Genomic DNA, 20,899 nt, shown 5'->3' on the forward strand with positions numbered 1-20,899 from the left:
TCCGCTGGAACGCGACGAAGAACAGGAAGACCGGCAGCAGCGACAGCACCGACATGGCGAACATCGGCCCGACCGCGCTCTGGCTGGTCGAGTCGATGAGCATCCGCTGGAACGCGACGAAGAACAGGAAGACCGGCAGCAGCGACAGCACCGACATGGCGAACATCGGCCCGACCGCGCTCTGGCTGGTCGAGTCGATGAACAGGGTCAACGCCACCGGCACCGTGTAGTCCTCCAGTTGGGACAGGAAGACCAACTGGCGGAAGAAGTCGTTCCAGGTCCAGATGAACGAGAAGATCGCCGTGGTGACCAGTGCGGGGCGGCTCAGCGGCAGGATGATGTGCCGGAAGATGCCGTACGGGCCGGCCCCGTCGATCCGGGCCGCCTCGTCCAGTTCGCGCGGCACGCCGCGCATGAACTGCACCATCAGGAAGACGAAGAACGCCTCGGTGGCGAGGAACTGCGGAATGAGCAGCGGCAGGTAGGGCCATTCCCCACCGACCAGCCCGAGCGTCCGGAACAGGATGTACTGCGGCACGATCAGCACGTGCGACGGCAGCAGCAACGTGCCGATCATGACGGCGAACCACATGCCGCGCAGCCGGAACCGCAGCCGGGCGAAGGCGTACGCGGCCAGTAGGCAGGAGAGCCCGTTGCCGACCACGGTGAGCAGGCTGACCATGGCGCTGTTGAGGAAGAACCGGCCGAAGCCGACGTCGAAGTTGGACCACCCGGCGGTGTAGTTGCCCGGGGTGAACCGCTCGGGCAGCAGCCCGATGTTGTTGACAATCTCCTCCTGGGACTTCACCGACGTCCCGACCATCCAGATCAGCGGGTAGAGCACCACCGCCACGATCACCACCAGGATCAGCAGCCGCAGCACGGACCGGCCGCCGGTGCGCCGGCGCGCGTGCGGCGGCGCTGCGGTCGGCGCGTCGGCCGTCGGGGTCACCGTCACCATCACCGGTCCTCCCCGTCGGAGTAGTGCACCCAGAACCGCCCGGTGCTGAAGAAGATCGCGGTGATCACCGCGATGGCGAGCAGGAACACCCAGGCCATCGCCGAGGCGTAGCCCATCTCCAGGTCGGTGAAGCCGGTGATGTAGAGGTTCAGCGTGTACATCAGGGTGGAGTCGACCGGGCCGCCGGTGCCGTTGCTGAGCACGAACGCGGCGGTGAAGCCCTGGAAGCCGTTGATCGTCTCCAGCACCAGGTTGAAGAAGATGACCGGGGAGAGCATCGGCAGGGTGACGTTGCGAAACTGCCGGAACCGCCCGGCCCCGTCGACCGACGCGGCCTCGTACAGCTCGGTGGGCACCTGCTTGAGCCCGGCCAGGAAGATCACCATTGGCGCGCCGAACTGCCAGATGGCCAGCACCATCAGCGTTTCCAGGGCCCAGTCCGGGTCGTTGACCCACGGTCTGCCCTCGATGCCGAAGAGGCTCAGCAGCGAGTTGAACGCGCCGTCGCGGTTGAACATGTTGACCCACACGATGGCCAGCGCGACGCTGCCGCCGAGCAGTGACGGCAGGTAGAACAGCCCACGGAACAGCCCGACGCCGCGCCACGCGCGGTTGAGCAGCAGCGCCACCCCGAGGGCGGCGGCCAGCTTCAGCGGTACGGCGATCAGCGCGAAGGTCAGCGTCACCCGCACGGCGTGCCAGTACGACGGGTCGGCGGTGAACATCCGCCGGTAGTTGGCCAGCCCCACCCACTCCACCTCGGAGAAGGGGGTGAGGATGTCGTAGTTGGTGAAGCTCAAATAGAGCGACAGCAGCATGGGGATTGCCGTGATACCCATCAGGCCGATGAGCCACGGCGACAGGAAGACGTACCCCGCCAGACCTTCGCTGTTCCGGAGGCGTCCGGGCCCACGCCGCTCAGCGTGGGCCCGGTCGGATCCGGGGCCGCGTCGGGTCGGGTCGGGAGCCGTGGTCAACGCCACGAACAGCTCCTCTCCTCGCCTCGCGGCGTCAGGCGATGGCGGACTTGCACGCCTCGATGAACTGGGTCGCGGCCTCGGCGCTGCTGGCCCGGCCGTACTGGGCGTTCTCGGCAGCCTTGATCAGCTCGGACTTGACCTTGCTGTGCCCCTTGATCGGCACCTGCGGCGACTTGCCGAACTTCTGGGTCAGCTCCGCCTCGACGGCGATGGACTGCTTCATGGCCGGGTCGGTGGTGTCGTCGCTGACCACGCGGCGCAGGTCCAGGTTGGACGGCAGGCCACGGTCGGTGCCGAGTAGCTTGACCGCCTCCACGTCGTTGTTCAGGAAGTTGATCACGTCGACCGCGACGTCCCTGTTCTTGCTGCCCTTGAACACCGACCAGTACATCGAGGCCCGCGCCCACTGGGCGCTCGGATCACCGGGGTACGCGATGACGCCCAGCTCGTCCTTGGTGTTCTTCTTCAGGTCCGGCATCTGGTTGGCCCAGACCCAGGAGGTCGCGGCTTTGCCGGTGACCACCAACTGCTTGGTGATGTCGGTGGCGTTGCCCTCGTGGATGACGTCCGGGGTCGGGGTGGCCTTGCGGTCCCGGGCGCCCCTCCACAGGTCGAACCACCTGGTGACATCCTCGGCGGTGAAGCCCAGCTCCTTGCCCTGGTAGAGGTCCTTGCCCTGCTGCCGCAGCCAGACCCAGAGGGCCTTGTAGTCGGCGCTCGGGTCCTGGGTGCCGGGCACGTTGGTCTTGGCGGTGACCTGCTCGGCCCAGGCGATGTGCTCCTCCCAGGTCATTCCGGTGGTGGGCTCGGGCAGGTTGTGCTTGGTCAGCAGCGTCTTGTTGTAGACCAGGCCCTGGGTGTTCTCCCCGGCGGCGAGGCCGGCGAGTTTGCCGTCGACCACGCCGTACTGCCAGAGGCTCTCGGGGAACTTGGAGGTGTCCAGCTTTCCGGACTTCTGGTACGAGGTCAGGTCGAGCGTGCTGTTGCGGGCCGCGTACTCGGCCAGGTAGTTGTCGTCGATCTGGAACAGGTCCGGCGGGTTGCCGCCGGCGGTGAGGGTGGCCAGCTTGTCGAAGTAGCCCTGGTTGGCCTGCCAGGTCTTCTCGAAGGTCACGTTCGGGTGTTTCTTGGTGTAGAGCGCGAGGGCGTCCTCGGTCAGCTTGGCCCGGGCGTCGCCGCCCCACCAGAAGATGGAGAGCTTCACCGGGGCGTTCGGGTCGGCGGCGCCGCCGTCGTCGTCGCCGCACGCGGCGGCCCCGAACAGCAACGGTGCGGCGACCGTCACGGCGAGCAGGCCGCGCAGCAGGCGGCGCCGGGGCAGCGGGGTACGGTGGGCGCGCCCGACGGGCGCGTCAGTGGTGAAGGGCGTTGCGGGGTGCATGTGCGCTCACTCCTCGGCATTAGGAGGCGACGGCGTCACCGGTGGCCACGGTCGGGTCGCCCGGGCCCGCAGGGCAATGCGGGTCCGGGCCGGGCGGTGCGGCCAGGGGACGTGCCGGACGGGCGTGCGGGCCCGGGCCGGTCGAGTCGCGGATGACCAGGTCGGTCTGGAGCATTACCTGTGCGGTGGTGCGACGGATGCCGAGCGCCGTGCCGGCACCGGGCCCCCGCGCGCCGCGCGGTGACTCGATGTCCTGTTGCAGCAGCATGTCGACGGCCGTCCGGCCGGCGGCCCCGGTGGGCGTGGCCACCGTCGTCAGTTTGGGGCGGGTGAGCCGGCTCAGGGTGATGTCGTCGACCCCGACGACGCTCACCTCCTGCGGCACCCGGACCCCGAGCGCGTCCAGCCCCTCGATGAGGCCGATCGCCATCAGGTCGTTGTAGGCGAGCACGGCCGAGACACCGCTGCGCCGCACCTGCTCGGCGACGGCGGAGCCGCCGATCTCGGTGGGCGCGTTCGGGCCGAGCACGGTCAGCTCGGCGCCGCCGGATCGGGCGGCCGCGCTGGCGGCTCGGCGCATCTCCCGGTTGGTCCACGAGCTGCGCGGGCCACCGAGCAGGGCGATGCCGCGGTGCCCCAGGCCGATCAGGTGCTCGATGGCCGTCCGGGCACCCTGCCCGACGTCCATCAGCACGCAGGGCAGACCGGCCACCTGGCGGTTCACCACCACCAGTGGCACCTCACGGCTGAGCTGCTCGATCAGGCTGTTGCTCATCCGAGGGCTGCACAGCAGCACCCCGTCCACCTGTTTGGCCAGCGCGTGGACCAGCTCCTCCTCGGCGGTCGGGTCCTCGTTGGTGTCGGCCACGAAGACGTGGTAGTCGCGGTGCCGGGCCTGACTCTCCGCTGCCTTGATCAGCGGCGGGAAGAACGGGTTCGCGATGTCCGCAATGATCAGCCCGATGTTGTGCGTCCGTCCGGTGATCAGGGCGCGGGCGGCGCGGTTCGGGCGATAGCCCAGATCCTCGGCGCACGCCAGCACCCGTACCCGGGTCTCCGGGTTGACCAGGTGCGGAGCGGAGAAGGTGCGGGACACGGTCGAGATGTGCACACCGGACGCCCGGGCGACGTCCCGGATGGTGACTGGCACGGCGGCCCCTTCGTCCGATGTGGTGGCGGTCACGCGGGTGTGGCCCATTAATGCAAACGGTTGCTCCACTGTCAACGGTGAATGGTTGCAGTCGTGCTACGTCCGCATGTCGCTCGGTCACTTGTTGCCGTACAAAGGCTGACAAACAACACCGATACCGCCGCCATCGTTGACGCGATCGGATCGATCGTGATTACTTCATTGCAAACCTTTGCAGCATCACGAGAGGGACCGCATGGCACCGAGAGCCGCCGGCCGGGCCCGGTACGCCGTCGTCGGCACCGGGGCGCGGGCGGAGATGTTCGTCCGGGCGCTGGTGCTCGACCACGCCGACACCACCGAGCTGGTCGCCTTCGCCGATGTCAACCAGGCCCGGATGGACGCGCACAACCGCTGGCTGGTCGAGCTGGGTCACCGCCCGGTGCCCACCTACCCGGCCGGCGACTTCACCGCCATGCTGGACTCCGAGCGCGTCGACGTCGTCCTGGTCACCAGCGTGGACGTCACCCACGACGAGTACGTGGTGGCCGCGCTGCGCGCCGGCCGGGAGGTCGTCACCGAGAAACCGATGACAGTGGACGTGCCACGGTGCCGACGGATCCTGGACACGGTGGCCGAGACCGGCGGGCGGGTGACTGTCGCGTTCAACTACCGCTACAACCCGCTGCACGAACAGGTCCGCCGACTGCTCGCCGAGGGCGCGGTCGGCGAGATCGGCTCGGTGCACTTCGAGTGGCTGCTCGACGTCCGCCACGGCGCCGACTACTTCCGCCGCTGGCACCGCGACAAAGCCACCTCCGGCGGGCTGATGGTGCACAAGGCCAGCCACCACTTCGACCTGGTCAACTGGTGGCTGGCCGCCACCCCCGTCGAGGTCTACGCGGCCGGCCGGCTCTTCTTCTACGGCGCCGACGGCCGCCGGCACGGCTACGCCCGCGACTACGACCGGGCGCACGGCTCCCCCGCCGCCGCCGACGACCCGTTCGCCCTCCGGTTGGACGCACACCCCCGACTGCGTGAGCTGTACCTCGACGCCGAGGCCGAGGACGGCTACCAGCGCGACCGCAACGTCTTCGCGCCCGGGGTGAGCATCGAGGACGACATGGCGGTGCTGGCCCGCTACTCCACCGGCGCGACGATGACCTACCACCTCACCGCGTACGCCCCCTGGGAGGGTTACCGGGTGATGGTCAACGGCAGCCGGGGCCGGCTGGAGCTGGAGGTCACCGAGAACGACTTCGTCGACCGGGGCACCGTCGGCGCGGTCAAGGGCGCCGCCCTGCACGGCACCGAGGCGCCGGCCGAGGGCGGTGGCGCGACGCTCACAGTGCGCCCGTTCTGGGCCCCGCCCCGGCAGATCCCGGTGCCCGGCCGCAGCCGGCACGGGCACGGCGGCGCGGACGCCCGGATGACCGGAGTGCTCCTCGGCGGGGAACCCGACCCGCTGGACCGCGCCGCGACCGCCGACGACGGCGCGTTGGCCCTGCTCACCGGCCTGGCCGCGAACCGGTCCTTCGAGACCGGTCAACCCGTCCACGTCGCCGACCTGCTCACCGCCCGCTGACCCAGGAGACGAGGAGTCCCACCCCGTGCCGACGTTCGACCACACCGACCTTCTGCTGCCTGCCGAACCCGGCCAGCGCGCGCTGGCCCGGGAGCTGTACGCCCTCGCGGCGGCGCAACCCATCATCTCGCCGCACGGCCACGTCGACCCGGCCCTGCTCGCCGAGGACCGCCCGTTCCCGGACCCGGCGCAGCTGCTCATCGTGCCCGACCACTACCTGACCCGGATGCTGCTCAGCCAGGGCGTACCCCCGGCGGAGCTGGGGGTGCCCAGCCGCGACGGCAGCCCGGTGGAGACCGACGGGCGGGTGATCTGGCGGCGCTTCGCCGCGCACTGGCACCTGTTCCGGGGCACCCCGTCGCGGCTCTGGCTGGAGCAGACCTTCCGGACCGTGTTCGGGGTGCACACCCCGCTCGGCCCGGCCACCGCCGACCCGCTCTACGACGAGATCGCGGCCCGGCTCGCCGAGCCGGACTTCCGGCCCCGGGCGCTGTTCGAGCGGTTCGGCATCGAGGTCCTCGCCACCACCGAGTCACCCCTGGACGACCTCGGCCAGCACGCCAAGCTCGCCGCCGACGGCTGGGGCGGGCCGGGCGGCCGGGTGGTCACCACGTTCCGCCCCGACGACGTGGTGGACATGGAGTTCGAGGGCTGGTCGACGAACGTGGACCGGCTCGGCGAACGGGCCGGCGAGGACACCGGCACGTACGCCGGTTATCTGGCCGCGCTGCGGGCCCGGCGGGCCGCGTTCATCGCCGCCGGCGCGACCTCCTCCGACCACGGCCATCCCACCGCGCGCACCCTGGACCTCACAGCGGCCGAGGCCGAGCGGCTGTACGACAGGGGTCGACGCGGCGGGGCCGACGCCGCCGACGCGGAGGCGTTCCGGGCGCACATGCTCGTGGAGTTCGCCCGGATGTCCCTCGACGACGGCCTGGTGATGCAGCTGCACCCCGGCGCGGTGCGCAACCACAACCGGTGGTTGCACGCCCGGCACGGCCGCGACGTCGGCGGCGACGTCCCGCAGGCCACCGAGTACGTGCACGCGCTCGCCCCGCTGCTGGAGCGCTACGGCAACGACCCCCGGCTGAAGGTGGTGCTCTACACCCTCGACGAGGACACCTTCACCCGTGAGCTGGCGCCCCTCGCGGGCGGGTACGCGGCGCTGCTGCTCGGCGCGCCCTGGTGGTTCCTGGACTCCCCGGAGGTGCTGCGCCGGTTCCGGGAGGCGGTCACCGAGAGCGCCGGCTTCTACAACACCACCGGGTTCGTCGACGACACCCGGGCGTTCTGCTCCATCCCGGTCCGCCACGACGTGGCCCGCCGGGTGGACGCCGGCTTCCTGGCCCGGTTGGTCGCCGAACACCGGCTGCCGATGGACGAGGCCGCCGAGACCATCGTCGACCTGGCGTACCGGCTGCCCAAGCGGGTCTTCAACTTCGGAGGCGGCGACAAGTGAGCGTCACCATCACCTCGGTCGAGGTGCACGACGTGCGGTTCCCGACCGCCGCCCGGGGCGACGGCTCCGACGCGATCAACCGCGGCGACTACTCGGCGACGTACGTGGAGTTGGGCACCGACGCCGGCCCGGTCGGCGCGGGGTTCACCTTCACCAACGGCCGGGGCAACGAGATCACCTGCGCGGCCGTCCGGGCGTTGGCACACCACGTGCGGGGTCGGACGATCGAGGAGATCGTGGCCGAGCCGGTGACGTTCTGGCGCTCGCTCAGCGCCGACGTGCAGCTGCGCTGGCTGGGCCCGGAGAAGGGCGTCATCCACATGGCGACCGGCGCGCTGGTCAACGCGGTGTGGGACCTGCGGGCCACCCTCGCCGGCAAGCCGATGTGGCGTTTCCTCGCCGAGCTGCCCAGCGAGGAGCTGGTCGCCAGCGTCGACTTCCGGCACATCCGCGACGCGCTCACCCCGGACGAGGCGGTGGCCATCCTCGACAAGGGCTTGATCGGAGGGGATGGCCGGCTCGCGGAACTCGAGCAGAGTGGTTTCGCCTCGTACACCACCTCGGTCGGGTGGCTCGGCTACCCGGACGACAAGGTGCGGGCGTTGACCCGGCAGGCGTACGACGACGGCTGGCGGGCGATGAAGATGAAGGTCGGCGGCCCGCTCGACGACGACCTGCGCCGGGCCCGGATCATCCGGTCCGAGATCGGCCCCGACGCGCTGCTGATGATGGACGCCAACCAGGTCTGGGACGTCGACGAGGCGATCGCCGCGATGACCGCGTTGGCCGAGGTCGACCCGTACTGGATCGAGGAGCCCACGCACGCCGACGACATCCTCGGGCACGCCCGGATCGCCCGCGCGGTGACCGAGCTGACCGGCGGCCGGTGCCGGGTCGCCACCGGTGAGGTGGCCGCCAACCGGGTGATCTTCAAGCAGTTGTTGCAGGCCGAGGCGATCGGGGTGATGCAGATCGACGCGTGCCGGGTCGGCGGCGTCAACGAGGTGCTCGCCGAGCTGCTGCTGGCGGCGAAGTTCGGGGTGCCGGTCTGCCCGCACGCCGGCGGTGTCGGTCTCTGCGAGTACGTCCAACACCTGGCGATCTTCGACTACCTGCGGGTCGGCACGGCCCTGGACGGTCGGATGATCGAGTACGTCGACCATCTGCACGAGCACTTCGTCGATCCGGTGCGCACCCGCGACGGCCGTTACCTGCTGCCCGAGCGACCCGGTTACAGCGCCACCATGAAGCCGGCGTCGATCGCCGAGTTCCGCTTCCCGGACGGTCCGGCATGGCGGTGACCGTCGGCGCGTCCCGGCTCGGCCTGGGCATGCTGCGCCGGTTGCCCGCCGACGCCCGTCCGCTGATCCGGCCCGGCACCGTGCCGACCGGAATCGTGCACCTGGGCCTGGGCGCGTTCCACCGGGCACACCAGGCCGTCTACACCGAGGCGGCGGTCGGCGCGGCCGGCGGTGACTGGGGCATCGTCGGCGTCGCCCCGCGCAGCACCGCCATCGTCGATGCGCTCGCCGCACAAAACAACCTGTTCAGCGTCAGCACGCTCTCCGCCGCCGGCAGCGCCACCCGGGTGGTGGGTGCCCTGAGCGGCGTCCGGCACGCTCCCCGCGACCCGGACGCCGTGGTGGCGCTGCTCGCCGACCCGGCGGTGCGCGTGGTGACCCTGACCATCACCGAGAAGGCGTACCAGCTCGACCCGGTGACCGGCGACCTGTCCCCGGACGCGGCGCTCGCCGCGGACCTGACCGGCGGCGGGCCGCCGCGCACCGTGCCGGGGCTGCTGCTGCGCGGGCTGGCCGCCCGGGCCGCCGCGGACGCCGGTCCGGTGGCAGTGGTCAGCTGCGACAACCTGCCGGCCAACGGGCGTCGACTGCGCGGCATGCTCGACCAGACGGTCGGTCGGGCCGGCGGGTGCCGGCCGGGCTGGTCGACTGGGTGGCCGACAACGTCACCTGCCCGGGCACCATGGTGGACCGGATCGTGCCGGCCAGCACCCCGGAGACGATCGAGGTGGCGCGCCGGGCGCTCGGCGTGACCGACCTGGCCGCGGTGGCCGCCGAACCGTACGCGCAGTGGGTGATCGAGGACGACTTTCCCGGCGGCCGGCCGGGCTGGGAACACGCCGGGGCGGTGCTCACCGACGACGCCGGCCCGTGGGAGCGGTTGAAGCTGCGCACCCTCAACGGCGTGCACTCGGCCATCGCGTACCTGGGGGCGCTGGCCGGTCGGGAGACGATCGCCGAGGCGCTGGAGATCGCGCACCTGCGTGATGTGCTGCGCCGCCTGATCGCCGAGGACGTCGCCGCCAGCTTCACCCCGCCGGACGGGGTGCGGGTGGTCGACTACGGCGAACAGGTCCTCGCCCGGTTCGGCAATGCGGCAATGCGGCACCGCACCCTCCAGGTGGCGTTGGACGGCTCGCAGAAGCTGCCGCAGCGGGTGCTGCACACCATCGCCGACCTGCGCGCGGCCGGCCGGTCCGCGCGCTGGGGCGCGCTGGTCGTGGCGTCCTGGCTGCGCTTCGCGCTGGGGTACGCCGACGACGGCCGAGCGTTGCCGTTCCAGGACCCGCTGGCCGGGCCGATCCGGGCCGCGCTCGACGCCGGCCCGCAGACGCCGACCGGCGCGGTCGACGCGGTCTTCGCGCTGCGTGAGGTCATCCCGGTGGAGGTGGCCGAGGACGAGGAGGTCCGCGCCGACGTGATCGCCTGGTTGAGCGCGCTGGAGCGACACGGCGTCGAGGCCACCCTGGCCGGTGTCCGGTGAGCCGGCCGTCACCGGCCGGTGCCCGATGAGCGGGCGGACACCGGCCGGTGCCCGGTGACCGCGGTGACGTCGCCGCCACGGGTGGCGGTGGTCGGCGCGAACGGGCACGGCCGCTGGCACCGGCGGGTGATCGCGCCGCTGCACGCCGCCGGTCGGTTGCGGCTGGTCGCCCTGGTCGACGTGCGCCCGGTGGAGGACGACCCGGCCGCGCCGGTGCCGCCCGGAGTCGAGGTGTTCACCGACCACCGGGCGATGCTCGCCGCCACCCGGCCGGAGGTGGTGGTGATCTGCACGCCGCCGCACACCCACCTGGCGATCGCCCGCGATGCCCTGGCCGTCGGTGCGGATCTGCTGCTGGAGAAGCCGCCGGTGCTGTCGCTGGCCGAGCACGAGGAAATGGCCTGGGCCCTCGCCGCCGCCGGCCGGGTGGCCCAGGTCGGCTTCCAGGCGCTCGGCTCGGCGGCGCTCACCGCGCTGACCGACGCGCTGGCCGCGGGCCGGCTGGGCACCGTCACCGGCATCTCCACCGTCGCCGCCTGGCAGCGGCCGGACAGCTACTACGCCCGCTCCCCCTGGGCCGGGCGACGGAGCCTGCACGGCATACCGGTGCTGGACGGGGCGTTGGCCAACCCGCTCGCGCACGCGGTGATGCAGTGCCTGGCGATCGCCGAGGCGCTCGGCGGGGCGACCCCCTGGCCGGTCTCGATCGAGGTGGAGCGCTACCGGGTGCGGCCGATCGAGGTGGAGGACACCGCGGTGCTGCGGGTCCTGTTCCGCGCCGGCCCACCGGTGCTGGTGGCGGTGACCCTGGCCGCCGAGGAGTTCGTGCCCGGCGAGGTGGTGGTGACCGGTACGACGGGGCGGGCGGTGCTGGAGTACCCGACCGACCGGTTGCGGCTGCCCGGCGACGTGGTGACCCGCCGCGTACCGGGACGGCTGGGCCTGTTGGAGAACCTGCTCGCCCACCGGGTCGACCCGGCGGGCGTGCCGCTGATCGCACCGCTGGCCCGGACCGCGCCGTTCACCGCGCTGCTGGACGCGCTGCGACCCGCGCCGGAGCCCCGACTGCTCGACGGCGATCTGGTGAGCACCGTCGGCGACGGCGGGGAACGGGTCCGCCACCTCCGGGGCGTCGTCGACGTGCTGCGCCGGGCGGCCGAGCGGGGGGCCCTGCCGAGCGAACTGGCGGTGCCGTGGGCGGTCGCCGCGTACCGCGCCGAGCTGCCGGGATAGCCGGACAACCAACCCGCACCATCCCCCGAACGGAGCCAGTCATGCGCACAACCCTCGCCGGCGCCACGGTGCTCGCCCTGCTGCTCGGCGCCGCCCCGGCCGTCGCCGCCGCCCGCCCCGACCCGCTCTCCGCCGATCGGCTCTCCTGGACGGCCCGCCAGCTCGGCCGGCAGATCCTGCCCGAGCGGGACGGCTGGGCGGCCGACGGTGCTGGCACCACCGGCGGTTCGACGGCCGCCCCCGAGCGGACCCGGGTGGTGCGCAACCGGGCCGAGCTGGTCGCCGCGCTGGGTGGCGACAACGCCGGCAACTCCACCGACGCCACACCGAAGCTCATCTACGTCGACGGTGCCATCGACGGCTTCGAAGGGCCCGACGGCACGCCGCTGAGCTGCGCCGAGCTGGCCGACCCGGCCTACCGGTTGGACGCCTACCTGGCCGCGTACGACCCGGCGGTGTGGGGACGGGTGCCTCCGAGCGGGCCGCTGGAGGAGGCTCGGGTGCGCTCGGTGACCAACCAGACCCGGCAGACCCAGATCAACGTCGGGCCGAACACCACGATCGTCGGGCTGCGTGGCGCTCGACTGACCGGGCTCACCCTCATGATCGACCGGGCGTCCAACGTCATCGTCCGCAATCTGACCCTCGTCGACGCCCGGGACTGCTTCCCCGCCTGGTCACCGACCGACGGCGAGGCCGGCAACTGGAACAGCCAGTACGACCAGATCTCGGTACGCCGCAGCGAGAACGTCTGGGTCGACCACAACACGTTCACCGACGGCGACAACCCGGACAGCGCCCAACCGACCTACTTCGGTCGGCCGTACCAGGTGCACGACGGGTCGCTGGACGTCACGCACACCGCCAGCCTGGTCACCGCGTCGTGGAACCGTTTCACCGGCCGGGACAAGCTGCTGCTGATCGGCTCGTCCAACACCGTCGGTCCGGACGTGGGCCGGCTGAGGGTCACGCTGCACCACAACCTCTTCGACGGTGTCCTGCAACGGCTGCCCCGGGTGCGCTTCGGGCAGGTCGACGTCTACAACAACCACTACCGCCTCGGTGGCGACGGCTTCCAGTACGCGCTCGGCGTCGGCGTCCAGTCGGCGATCCACGCCGAGAACAACTTCTTCACAGTGGACCCGTCGGTCGACCCGGCCGACCTGCTCTACGACTGGGGCGGCACCGCGCTGACCGAGCGGGGCTCCTGGGTACGACAGGGCGGCGGCCCGGCCCGACCGGTCGACCTGTTGGCGGCGTACAACGCGATTCACGACCCGGATCTCGGGGCGGACGCGGGCTGGACGCCCACCCTGCGCCACGGCCCTGTGCTACCGGCGCCGCTGGTCCCCCTCCTGGTGGGCCCGCTCGCCGGCGCCGGTCGGCTGCCAACCTGACCAACCAGCCCGCGCGGGATCTCGTCGTCGGGTCCGCGACGTTCGGGCTCATCGATCTGGGGAAGATCGGCTATAAGTGACGCATGGACTTCCCGCCGCACCTGGGCAGCATGCCGATGCACGCGATCACCGAGATCCACGGTGAGCCGGGCCTGCTGGAACGTTTCCGGCTGGAGGTCCAGCAGTTCGACCAGGACGCTCGGGCGCGGTTGACCGCCGCGCTCGACCTCGCCGCCGAGCTGCACCGCGACGATCGACGCGTCCGCGAGCCGTACCTCAACCACCTGCTGCGGGTGGCGATCCGGTTGATGCACCACTACCAGGTGCGCGACGTGGACGTGATCGTCGCCGGCCTGCTGCACGACGCCGTCGAGGACCACCCGGCGGAGCTGGCCGACGGCGACGCCGGCACCGACCAGACCGCTGCCGCGCTGGCGACGCTGGCCGCGCGGTTCGGGCCGCGGGTGGCCGCTCTGGTCGCCGCCGTCACCAACCCGGTGTACGACCCGGAACGGGACCGCAACACGCAGTACCGGGAGCACCTGGCGGTCAGCCTGGACCGGGAGCCCTGGGCCCGGGTGATCAAGGTGTCGGACTTCACCGACAACGGGGTGGGTGTGATCCACACGGTCGGGCCGAAGGTCGTCTCGTCGGCCCGGAAGTACCGGCCGCTGGTGCCGCTCTTCCGGGACCTGATCGGCCGGCCGGACACTCCGCTGTCACCGGCGGTGAAGCGGCACATCTTCGGCCAGCTGGACCTCGCCGAGGAGCGGTTCAGCGCCATCCTGGACCAGCCCGCCCCGAACTGACCGGGGTCGCGTCACTCGACCGGGTTCCGCGACAAGTTCTCAGATCTGCGCGACGACCGGCACGGAGGGCACCGTCGGCCTGTCCGGGGCTACCCTCGGCGGCGGCTTCGGCTTCCTCACCCGCTACCTCGGGATGGCCTGCGACAACCTGATCGGCGCGGAGATCGTCGTGGCGGCGGGCGCCGACGGGGCGAAGGTGCTCGAGGTGGACCCATGGAACCACGCGGACCTGCTCTGGGCGCTGCGCGGAGCGGGCAACGGCAACTTCGGAATCGTCACCTCCCTGACCTACCAGGTCGCCCCGCTCACCAGCGTCGCCTACCTGCAGGTGAGCTGGCCCGGCCTCGGCGACCTGCACGAGGTCTTCGACACCTGGCAGCGCGTCGCGCCCTTCACCGACCCCCGCCTCGGCACCCAGGTCGAGGTCCACCCGACCGAGATCCTGCTGTTCGCGGTGCTCGCGGACGGGTCCGAGGCAGCGGCGAGGAGGTTGTTGGCGCCGATCCTGTCGATCGGCAACCCCACGGTCACGGCGCAGATCGGCGGCTGGGGCGACGTCTACGCCGGCTTCCAGATCCCGACCGCGGACGAGCCCGCCAACTGGAAGTTCTTCTCCCAGTTCACCCGCGAGCCGTTCCCGACGAAGGCGATCAGTGTGATCCGCGAGTTCATGGAAGACTCCCCTTCGCCCGACAGCAACTTCTTCACCCAGGCCTTCGGCCGCGGGGCGCAACGGCAGGAGCCGTTTGGTGGCGGGCCTTCCCGCACCGCGACGCGCTCTTCTACTCCGAGCCCGGCGTCGGCTGGGGCACCCGCGGCGAACCCGACAGCGACGACGCCGTCACCCCGATCGCCCAGACCTGGATCGCCGAGTTCAGTCAGGCGCTGCGGCCCTACGTGGACGGAGCCTACGTCAACGTGCCGAACATCGGCATGGCCGAGTGGGAGACCGCCTACTGGGGGCGCAACTTCCCCCGGCTGCGCAAGATCAAGGCGAAGTACGACCCGCACAACGTCTTCCAGTACGAGCAGAGCGTCCCGCCCGCGACGCACTGACCCGGACGACCGGCGGGGCTGGGCGGCGGTCAGCAGGGTGCGGCCTCGCTGAGGACGACGCGCAGCGGGTGCGGGGCGCTGGTGGCGAGGTTGCCGAGCACGGCGAGCAGCAGGGCGTACTGCCCGCTCGGCTCGTCGACGAGCAGCTGGCCGGCGTCGGTGACCAGCACCGTGAGCGGGCCGGTGTCGAGCCGGTCCCGGAGCACGTCGGAGAGGGCGTCCCAGGTCTCCCCCAGGTACGCCGGCAGGGCGAGCGCCGCGGCGAGCGCGGCGAACAGCCCGGCCCTGGTCCGGGTGTCCGCTCCGGTCAGCACCACCGCGCCGGGCAGGTCGAGGGCGTCGTCCCGGCGGACGATCAGCCAATCGGGCGTCCGACCCGCGTCCTCATCGACCATCACGTGCCTCCTGATCAAACCGGAACGAATTCTGACGGGACGACGACGGGGGCCGCCGGCCGTGACCGGCCGGCCCACGGGTCGGTCAGAGCCGGTAGAAGTCGGTGTAGTGGTTGGGCGAGAACCAGGTGACCCCGGTGCTGCGGTTCACCACGATCCGGTACGCGTCGCGGGCCGCGCCCTGGGTGCGCGGGTAGACGTCGTACTCGTAGTAGGTGGCGTTGGCGGGCAGTTGACCCTCGTAGTTGTAGAACCGGCCGCCGGCGAAGTTGGCCAGGCCGCCGCTCCAGGAATACCACCCGCGGCTGGTCGGGAAGCCCTTGGCGGACCATCCCGAGCGGGCGGTGCGCGCGTCGGCACAGCGGCTGACGGTGCACGAGCCGTAGACCGCCGCCGACGCGGAGTCGGTCAACCGGGGGGCCACCACGGACGGGCCGACCAGCGCCGCGGCGACCATGGCGAAGAGCAGGGTGAGGGTGGTGGTATGCCGGCGGATCGCGCCGAGCGTGGCCAGCGGGGACACGAGGGTGGACACAGGTTGCCTCCAGACCGTCCAATCCATCGATCCGAATCGTTGTCGGATCGGACCCAGTCTCACCGCTGCGGGTCGGTGGCGACACCCCTCGGCACCTCAACTGCTCCACAATGCTCGGTTAACCCCGGATGATCCGCTCCCCCGGGCCGCCCGACCGGCAGCAGCACGAGCATCCCGACGCTCGCCCACAGGTAGGCGTTCGCGCCGACGAATCCCACCGGCCCGGCCCAGCCGTTGCTGAACACCCAGACCAACCCGCTGCACAGCACCAGGTACCCGAGCGCCCCGGCGTAGACCCGGCGGATCGCCGCCCGGTCCGTCGGCGGCCACGGCAGCGTGGACGCGACGAGCACCACCAGCGCCGGCACCAACCACACCAGGTGGTGCACCCAGGTGACCGGACTGACCAGGCACGCGACGACGCCGGTCAGCGCGAAACCGGCCCGTTCGTCGCCGACGCGCACGGCCCGGCGCACCCGCACCGTCCACACCGCCAGCGCGGCGGCGACCAGCAGCAGCCACAGCCGCCGGTCCGGGTGCACCGGGTCCAGCCGGGCGACCATGCCGAGCAGGGACTGGTTCGACACGTACTCCAACCGGCCGACCCGGTCGGTGTCCCACAGCGCCTCGGTGAAGAACGTCCGGCTGGCGTCCGGGGCGAGCGCCACCGCGAGGACGGTCGCGCCGGCGGCGCTGCCGACGGCCGTGGCGGCGGCCCGCCACCGCCCGGTGACCAGCAGGTACCCGACGAACACCGCCGGGGTGAGCTTCACCGCGGCGGCCAGCCCGACGCCGACACCGGCCAGCCGGCTGCCCCGCTCCAGCAACCACAGGTCCAGATAGACCAGCGCCACCAGCAGCAGGTTGACCTGCCCGAAGCTCACCGTGTCCCGGACCGGGTTGAGCCCGGCCAGCAGGCAACAGGTCAGCGCCAGCGCGTACCAGCGGGTCCAGCCGTGCCGCCGGGCCACCGGGTCCACCAGCAGCCGCAGCAGGAACGCCACCGCCAACACGGTGAGCAGCAGGTTCGCCACGATCGTCGGATACCACTGCAGCGCCGCCATCGGCAGCATGCTCACCGCCGCGAACGGCGGGTAGGTGAAGCCGTAACCGTTGTGGGTGGTCCACCCGTACAGGTCGCCACCGCGCGCCCAGTGCCCGACCGCGCCGTGGTAGACACCGACGTCGAACCAACCCCGGTGCCCGGGTAGCAGCGCGATGGTCACCGCGAGCGCGGCGGCCAACCCGAGCACCGTCACCACCTGCCGCCGGCTCGGGCTCATCGGAGCACCGGCGCGTCGACGGGCGCGGGCGCTCGGCACAGGCACAGCGCGCCGACCGCGAGCAGGGAGCGGACCAGCGGCAGCACCGCGCCGCCCCGGGCGAGCTGCGACTCGGTGAGCCGGCGCCAGACCGCCGTCCGGTCGGTGGTCGGGCTGAGCGTCGTGACGGCCCGCCGGACGATCGGCGCGAGCCGGCCGTCGGCACCGAGCAGCCCGGCCGCCCTGGTCGTGGCGATCACTTCGTCCACCCCGGCCGGGTCGGTGCCCAGCAGCGCGCCGAGCATGCTCACCGGCAGCGCCCCGCCCGCCGCGACGGCGAGCAGCAGCCGTCGCACCGGGGCGGGTTCGACGTCCAGGTCCGACCCGAACTCGAGGATGACGGACCGGGGTGGGTTGACCAGGGTGCCGGTCCGGGCCTCGGCACCGGCCAGGCCACGGGTCAGTCGTTCGACGTCCCGGGGCACGCCGGCGCTCTGCGTGTGCACGAAGTCGACAAGGTCGTTGCCGCGCCCCAGCTCGGGCCGGGCGGCGAGGTATTCGGCGGTCTGCTCCCGGGTGAACGGCGTGAGCAGCACCGCCTGCCCGTCGCGCCGGAGCGCGTCGACCAGCTCACTGAGCGCCGCCGAGCGTGGCCACGGGCGGTGCGCGACGACCAGCCGGTGTCGACGGGTGCCGACCAGGCGCAGCAGCACCCCGACCCGGGCGTCGTCGAGCAGGTGCGCGTCGTCGACGAGCACCAGCGTGTCGTCCTCGACCGGTTCGCCCGGCTGCGGAGCGGTGGTGCGGACGCTGACCCCGGCCTGCCGGTGGACCCGCTCCAGCTCGGCGAGCAGCGTGGTCTTGCCGTGGCCGCCGGGGCCGGCTATGCCGACGGTGAGTGGGCCGGTCGGGTCCTGCGCGACCGTGTCCAGCAGGGCCTGTAGCCCCCTGTCCAGCGTCAGCCGCGAGCCGGCGAGGTCATTCATGATCATTGGGGTCATCCTTCGCGTCCCCGGCTGCGGGTCAGTGCCAGGCGGGGCGGCTTCGGCAGTTCCAGTGGGAGGACCCGGACCGGGGGCCGCGGTGGCGGATCACCCGGCACGGTGGTGCCGTGATGGGGGCGGCGGGACGTCGCAGGGGTGGCCCGCCCGGCCCCGCTGACCGGGGCGGGGACGCGGGCCGGTGCCGGCGGACGAGGGCGTGGCGACACCACCTGGCAGGCGGCCATCGCCGCCCCGGTGGCGGCGGTCAGTTGGGAGTCGGGCTCCACCTCGACGGGGACCGGGAGGGCCGCGCTGATCAGCTCGGTCACCAGCGGGACGCGGGTGGAGCCGCCGGTCAGCAGGACGGCGTCGAGCTGCGCCGGGGCCAGGTCGGCACTGCGCACGGCCCGCAGCAGGAGGTCGACGGTGGCCTGCACGGTCGGGCGGATCATGGCCTCGAACTGCGCCCGGGTCACCGGTATCCGCGCCGGGCCGCTCGGCAGCGCCAGCACCACGTCGGCCGTGTGGTCGACGGTCAGCACCCGCTTGACCCGGTCGCACTCCGCGCGCAGCCCGCGCAGCGCGGCCTGGGTGCCGCGCCGCGCGATCGTGGCCAACTCCTTGGCCAGCACGGTACGGGCGTGCTCGGCCAACGCCTCGTCGAAGTCGGCGCCGCCGATCGAGTCGAGGCCCTGCGGGGTGCCGAACGTCTCGTACGTGCCGCGTGGGGTGCGCCGCACCAGAGCCGCCTCGAAGCTGTTGCCCCCGAGGGCGTAGACCACTGCCGTGTCGCCAGCGAAGCCGCGCGCGGCGTGGCTCTCGGCCACCGTCACCGTACGGGGCAGCAGCGTGACGTGGCGTAGGCCGAGGTCGGCCAGCGCCCGGTGCAGCACGTCGCGCCGGTAGGGGCGCCACCCCGCCGGGTGACTGAGCACGATGGCCTCGGCCGCTTCACCCTCCAGGGCGTGCACCCGTTCCACCACCCACGCCGCCAGCTCGGCGGTGAGCGTCTGGGGCGCGCACGGCTCGCCGCCGAGCAGCACGGGCACGTCGTCGCCGATCCGGTGGACGAAGTCCCTGGTGATGCGGCTGCCGTCGTCGGTGGCGGGCTCGCCGACGTGCAGCGCGCCGTCCTCCGCCAGGCACAACGTGGAGGGCACCAGAGGTGCGCCGGCGCTCAGCGCGACGGCCTCGGGACGGGTCCAGGTCGCGCCGCGCCGCCGCGCCACGGCGGCGGCCGTGTTGGTGCTTCCGATGTCTATCCCCAGGACGTACGGCATCGTCTCTGTCTCTCCCCGTGAGTTGGCCGATCGGTGGCGATGGCGTCGGTTGCCCGACGACCCACCCCCGGCGAAACCCGCGGGCTCCTACGTTCGTACCAGAGATCAGACCCTGGTCGGGACCCTAATCTCGGCGGGACGGTTTCCCCCTGTCCCCCTAACGTACGAGGTGGTCCAGCCCCTAGTTCAACCGACCCGGATGCGGGTCGAACCCCGATGCCCGGGGCGGGCCCCGGCAATAGCGTCAGTGTCGACGTACGACATCCGCCACACCGAGGAGAAACCGGCACATGGACTCGCACCAGACCCTCCACGACTTCGTGCTCGACCTGCTGACCAACCCGGACGCGCGGTCGGCCTTCGACCTCGACCCCGAGGGCGCGCTGCGGGGTGCGGGGCTCACCGACATCACGGCGGCGGACGTGCAGGACGTCGTCCCGCTGGTCGTCGACTACGCGCCGGGCGCGGGTATCGCGCCGTTGGCCTCGCCGGTCGGCCAGCTCGGGCTGGACCCGCTGCTCACCGACAGCACCGATGTGGTGGGTCAGTTGCAGAGCGTGGCGCAGCAGATCAGCATCACCAGCTCGCCCACCGGCGTGGACGTCAAGGCCGGTGTGCTCGGCGCCATCGCGGTCGACCCGTCGACCGCCGCCGCCGGTGTCACCGTGCTGCCGGGCATCGGTCTGGGCATCGGCCCGCAGGGGCTCGACACCGACCTGGCCGGGGTCTCCGACGTGGCGCACACCCTCGACGCCGACGTGGTGCAGCCGGTGGACGCGATCGCGGACCCGATCGTCGGTGACGTCACCGGCACCGTCGGCGACCCGACCGGGGTGCTCGACGGCACCGGCTCCGGCCTGCTCGGCGGCGGCCTGACCGATGGTGTCCTTCCCGGCACCACCGGTCACGTCGGCGGGGTGGTGGACTCCCTCGGCCTCAACGACACCCTGGGCGGGCTTGGCCTGGGCCACGGCGACGGCCTGGTGGGCGGCGTGGTCCCGCCGCTCGACGTGCCGTCCGCGGTGGGCGGTGTCACGCACCAGGTGGACGGTCTCCTCCCCGGCGTCACCGGCACGGTCGGCGACGTGACCGGCGGTGTCACCGACGGCGTGCTGGGCGACGACTCGCACGCCACGTCCGACCACGGGTTGCTGGGCATCACCGGGGGTCTGCTCTGACCCGGATTTCCGGTCGGAGCGAAGGGCCGGATCGCCTCGGGCGATCCGGCCCTTCCCGGTTCCACCTACGGCTCCTCTTGATAATTGAGCCGAAATCCGCACACTTGGTGCGGTGATGGCCGGGATCTGGTTGGACGTGCTGGACGAGATCGCCCGTACGTGCAGTGCGCACGGTCGCGGTGACCTGCTCCAGACGGTGCGGCAGAAGCGTGCCCAGCTGCTGGACCCGACGCTCCGCGTCCTGGTCATCGGCGAGCCGAACCAGGGTAAGAGCCAGCTGATCAACGCGATCATCAACGCTCCGGCCTGCCCGGTCGGCGACGGTCGCACCACTGTCCTACCGACCGTGGTGCGGCACGCCAAGGTGCCCTCCGCGGCGGTTGCGCAGGCGCCGCCACCAGCGCCGGGCCGCCCCGCCGGCACCGCCGCCGCGGTGACCGTCGAACGGACCCCGGTGGCCCTCAACGAGGTCGCGGCGGGCGTGGCCGGCAT

Annotated in this window: 20 protein-coding genes; 11 read left to right on the forward strand and 9 right to left on the reverse strand. The window is 72.2% G+C overall.

Annotation, left to right across the window (positions count from 1 at the left end; all coding sequences use genetic code 11):
- The 4 genes from JM949_RS20080 to JM949_RS20095 form a co-directional block, all read right to left on the reverse strand.
- Positions 1 to 961 (reverse strand): carbohydrate ABC transporter permease (locus JM949_RS20080; RefSeq protein ID WP_238433531.1); only part of this gene is annotated, 961 nt, incomplete at its 3' end.
- Positions 961 to 1,944 (reverse strand): carbohydrate ABC transporter permease, encoded by a 984-nt coding sequence (locus JM949_RS20085; protein ID WP_203149938.1) that lies wholly within the window; start codon positions 1,942 to 1,944, stop codon positions 961 to 963. The genes JM949_RS20080 and JM949_RS20085, both read right to left, overlap by 1 nt.
- Positions 1,945 to 1,972: 28 nt before the next feature.
- Positions 1,973 to 3,322, reverse strand: coding sequence for an ABC transporter substrate-binding protein (locus tag JM949_RS20090; RefSeq protein ID WP_203149939.1), 1,350 nt, complete (start codon positions 3,320 to 3,322; stop codon positions 1,973 to 1,975).
- A gap of 19 nt (positions 3,323 to 3,341) precedes the next feature.
- Complete coding sequence (locus JM949_RS20095; RefSeq protein WP_203149940.1) at positions 3,342 to 4,472, reverse strand: LacI family DNA-binding transcriptional regulator; 1,131 nt, start codon at positions 4,470 to 4,472, stop codon at positions 3,342 to 3,344.
- 235 nt (positions 4,473 to 4,707) lie between these two features.
- On the opposite strand from JM949_RS20095, the gene JM949_RS20100 reads away from it, so the two are divergent.
- From JM949_RS20100 to JM949_RS39845, 9 genes are all read left to right on the forward strand, one after another.
- On the forward strand, positions 4,708 to 6,036 hold the full coding sequence (locus JM949_RS20100; protein ID WP_203149941.1) for a Gfo/Idh/MocA family protein: 1,329 nt from the start codon (positions 4,708 to 4,710) through the stop codon (positions 6,034 to 6,036).
- 25 nt (positions 6,037 to 6,061) lie between these two features.
- On the forward strand, positions 6,062 to 7,495 hold the full coding sequence (gene uxaC / locus JM949_RS20105; protein ID WP_203149942.1) for a glucuronate isomerase: 1,434 nt from the start codon (positions 6,062 to 6,064) through the stop codon (positions 7,493 to 7,495).
- Positions 7,492 to 8,796 (forward strand): enolase C-terminal domain-like protein, encoded by a 1,305-nt coding sequence (locus JM949_RS20110; protein WP_203149943.1) that lies wholly within the window; start codon positions 7,492 to 7,494, stop codon positions 8,794 to 8,796. The genes uxaC and JM949_RS20110 overlap by 4 nt, the downstream gene beginning before the upstream one ends.
- Entirely contained in the window at positions 8,787 to 9,548 is a 762-nt protein-coding gene (locus tag JM949_RS37415) for a mannitol dehydrogenase family protein (protein ID WP_238433533.1), read from the forward strand. Before JM949_RS20110 ends, JM949_RS37415 begins: the two co-directional genes overlap by 10 nt.
- On the forward strand, positions 9,449 to 10,279 hold the full coding sequence (locus tag JM949_RS37420; protein WP_309232243.1) for a mannitol dehydrogenase family protein: 831 nt from the start codon (positions 9,449 to 9,451) through the stop codon (positions 10,277 to 10,279). Before JM949_RS37415 ends, JM949_RS37420 begins: the two co-directional genes overlap by 100 nt.
- A gap of 63 nt (positions 10,280 to 10,342) precedes the next feature.
- Positions 10,343 to 11,512 carry a Gfo/Idh/MocA family protein gene (locus JM949_RS20120; RefSeq protein ID WP_203149944.1) on the forward strand — a complete coding sequence of 390 codons (1,170 nt, stop codon included), beginning with the start codon at positions 10,343 to 10,345 and terminating at the stop codon, positions 11,510 to 11,512.
- A 41-nt stretch (positions 11,513 to 11,553) separates the two neighbouring features.
- A complete protein-coding gene (locus tag JM949_RS20125) occupies positions 11,554 to 12,909 on the forward strand; it encodes a pectate lyase family protein (RefSeq protein ID WP_203149945.1) in 1,356 nt (451 codons plus the stop codon).
- Between the two features lie 83 nt (positions 12,910 to 12,992).
- A complete protein-coding gene (locus tag JM949_RS20130) occupies positions 12,993 to 13,718 on the forward strand; it encodes an HD domain-containing protein (RefSeq protein ID WP_203149946.1) in 726 nt (241 codons plus the stop codon).
- A gap of 933 nt (positions 13,719 to 14,651) precedes the next feature.
- A complete protein-coding gene (locus JM949_RS39845; RefSeq protein ID WP_407664790.1) occupies positions 14,652 to 14,774 on the forward strand; it encodes a BBE domain-containing protein in 123 nt (40 codons plus the stop codon).
- Positions 14,775 to 14,803: 29 nt separating this feature from the next.
- Here the strand turns inward: JM949_RS39845 and JM949_RS20140 are convergent, their stop codons facing one another.
- The 5 genes from JM949_RS20140 to JM949_RS20160 form a co-directional block, all read right to left on the reverse strand.
- Positions 14,804 to 15,169 (reverse strand): barstar family protein, encoded by a 366-nt coding sequence (locus tag JM949_RS20140; protein ID WP_203149948.1) that lies wholly within the window; start codon positions 15,167 to 15,169, stop codon positions 14,804 to 14,806.
- Positions 15,170 to 15,254: 85 nt separating this feature from the next.
- Positions 15,255 to 15,704, reverse strand: coding sequence for a ribonuclease domain-containing protein (locus JM949_RS20145; protein WP_309232244.1), 450 nt, complete (start codon positions 15,702 to 15,704; stop codon positions 15,255 to 15,257).
- Between the two features lie 59 nt (positions 15,705 to 15,763).
- Positions 15,764 to 16,987 (reverse strand): glycosyltransferase 87 family protein, encoded by a 1,224-nt coding sequence (locus tag JM949_RS20150; RefSeq protein WP_203149949.1) that lies wholly within the window; start codon positions 16,985 to 16,987, stop codon positions 15,764 to 15,766.
- Positions 16,984 to 17,958 carry a hypothetical protein gene (locus JM949_RS20155; RefSeq protein WP_203149950.1) on the reverse strand — a complete coding sequence of 325 codons (975 nt, stop codon included), beginning with the start codon at positions 17,956 to 17,958 and terminating at the stop codon, positions 16,984 to 16,986. The genes JM949_RS20150 and JM949_RS20155 overlap by 4 nt, the downstream gene beginning before the upstream one ends.
- Positions 17,959 to 17,963: 5 nt before the next feature.
- Positions 17,964 to 19,229, reverse strand: coding sequence for an Hsp70 family protein (locus JM949_RS20160; protein ID WP_203149951.1), 1,266 nt, complete (start codon positions 19,227 to 19,229; stop codon positions 17,964 to 17,966).
- 290 nt (positions 19,230 to 19,519) lie between these two features.
- Here JM949_RS20160 and JM949_RS20165 point away from each other — a divergent pair, with 290 nt between their 5' ends.
- Both JM949_RS20165 and JM949_RS20170 read left to right on the forward strand, forming a co-directional pair.
- Positions 19,520 to 20,407, forward strand: coding sequence for an IniB N-terminal domain-containing protein (locus JM949_RS20165; RefSeq protein ID WP_203149952.1), 888 nt, complete (start codon positions 19,520 to 19,522; stop codon positions 20,405 to 20,407).
- A gap of 115 nt (positions 20,408 to 20,522) precedes the next feature.
- Positions 20,523 to 20,899 (forward strand): dynamin family protein (locus tag JM949_RS20170; RefSeq protein WP_203149953.1); only part of this gene is annotated, 377 nt, incomplete at its 3' end.

It is taken from the genome of Micromonospora tarensis (genome assembly GCF_016803395.1).
In the GTDB taxonomy this organism is placed as follows: domain Bacteria; phylum Actinomycetota; class Actinomycetes; order Mycobacteriales; family Micromonosporaceae; genus Micromonospora; species Micromonospora tarensis.

Excerpts from the sequence above, each read along its gene's own strand:
- JM949_RS37415 (WP_238433533.1), top strand. The coding sequence starts at position 8,787 with ATGGCGGTGACCGTCGGCGCGTCCCGGCTCGGCCTGGGCATGCTGCGC.
- JM949_RS20165 (WP_203149952.1), top strand. The coding sequence starts at position 19,520 with ATGGACTCGCACCAGACCCTCCACGACTTCGTGCTCGACCTGCTGACC.
- JM949_RS20160 (WP_203149951.1), bottom strand. The coding sequence starts at position 19,229 with ATGCCGTACGTCCTGGGGATAGACATCGGAAGCACCAACACGGCCGCC.
- JM949_RS20140 (WP_203149948.1), bottom strand. The coding sequence starts at position 15,169 with ATGGTCGATGAGGACGCGGGTCGGACGCCCGATTGGCTGATCGTCCGC.
- JM949_RS20100 (WP_203149941.1), top strand. The coding sequence starts at position 4,708 with ATGGCACCGAGAGCCGCCGGCCGGGCCCGGTACGCCGTCGTCGGCACC.
- JM949_RS20155 (WP_203149950.1), bottom strand. The coding sequence starts at position 17,958 with ATGATCATGAATGACCTCGCCGGCTCGCGGCTGACGCTGGACAGGGGG.
- JM949_RS39845 (WP_407664790.1), top strand. The coding sequence starts at position 14,652 with ATGGCCGAGTGGGAGACCGCCTACTGGGGGCGCAACTTCCCCCGGCTG.
- JM949_RS20150 (WP_203149949.1), bottom strand. The coding sequence starts at position 16,987 with ATGAGCCCGAGCCGGCGGCAGGTGGTGACGGTGCTCGGGTTGGCCGCC.
- JM949_RS20090 (WP_203149939.1), bottom strand. The coding sequence starts at position 3,322 with ATGCACCCCGCAACGCCCTTCACCACTGACGCGCCCGTCGGGCGCGCC.
- JM949_RS20130 (WP_203149946.1), top strand. The coding sequence starts at position 12,993 with ATGGACTTCCCGCCGCACCTGGGCAGCATGCCGATGCACGCGATCACC.
- JM949_RS20125 (WP_203149945.1), top strand. The coding sequence starts at position 11,554 with ATGCGCACAACCCTCGCCGGCGCCACGGTGCTCGCCCTGCTGCTCGGC.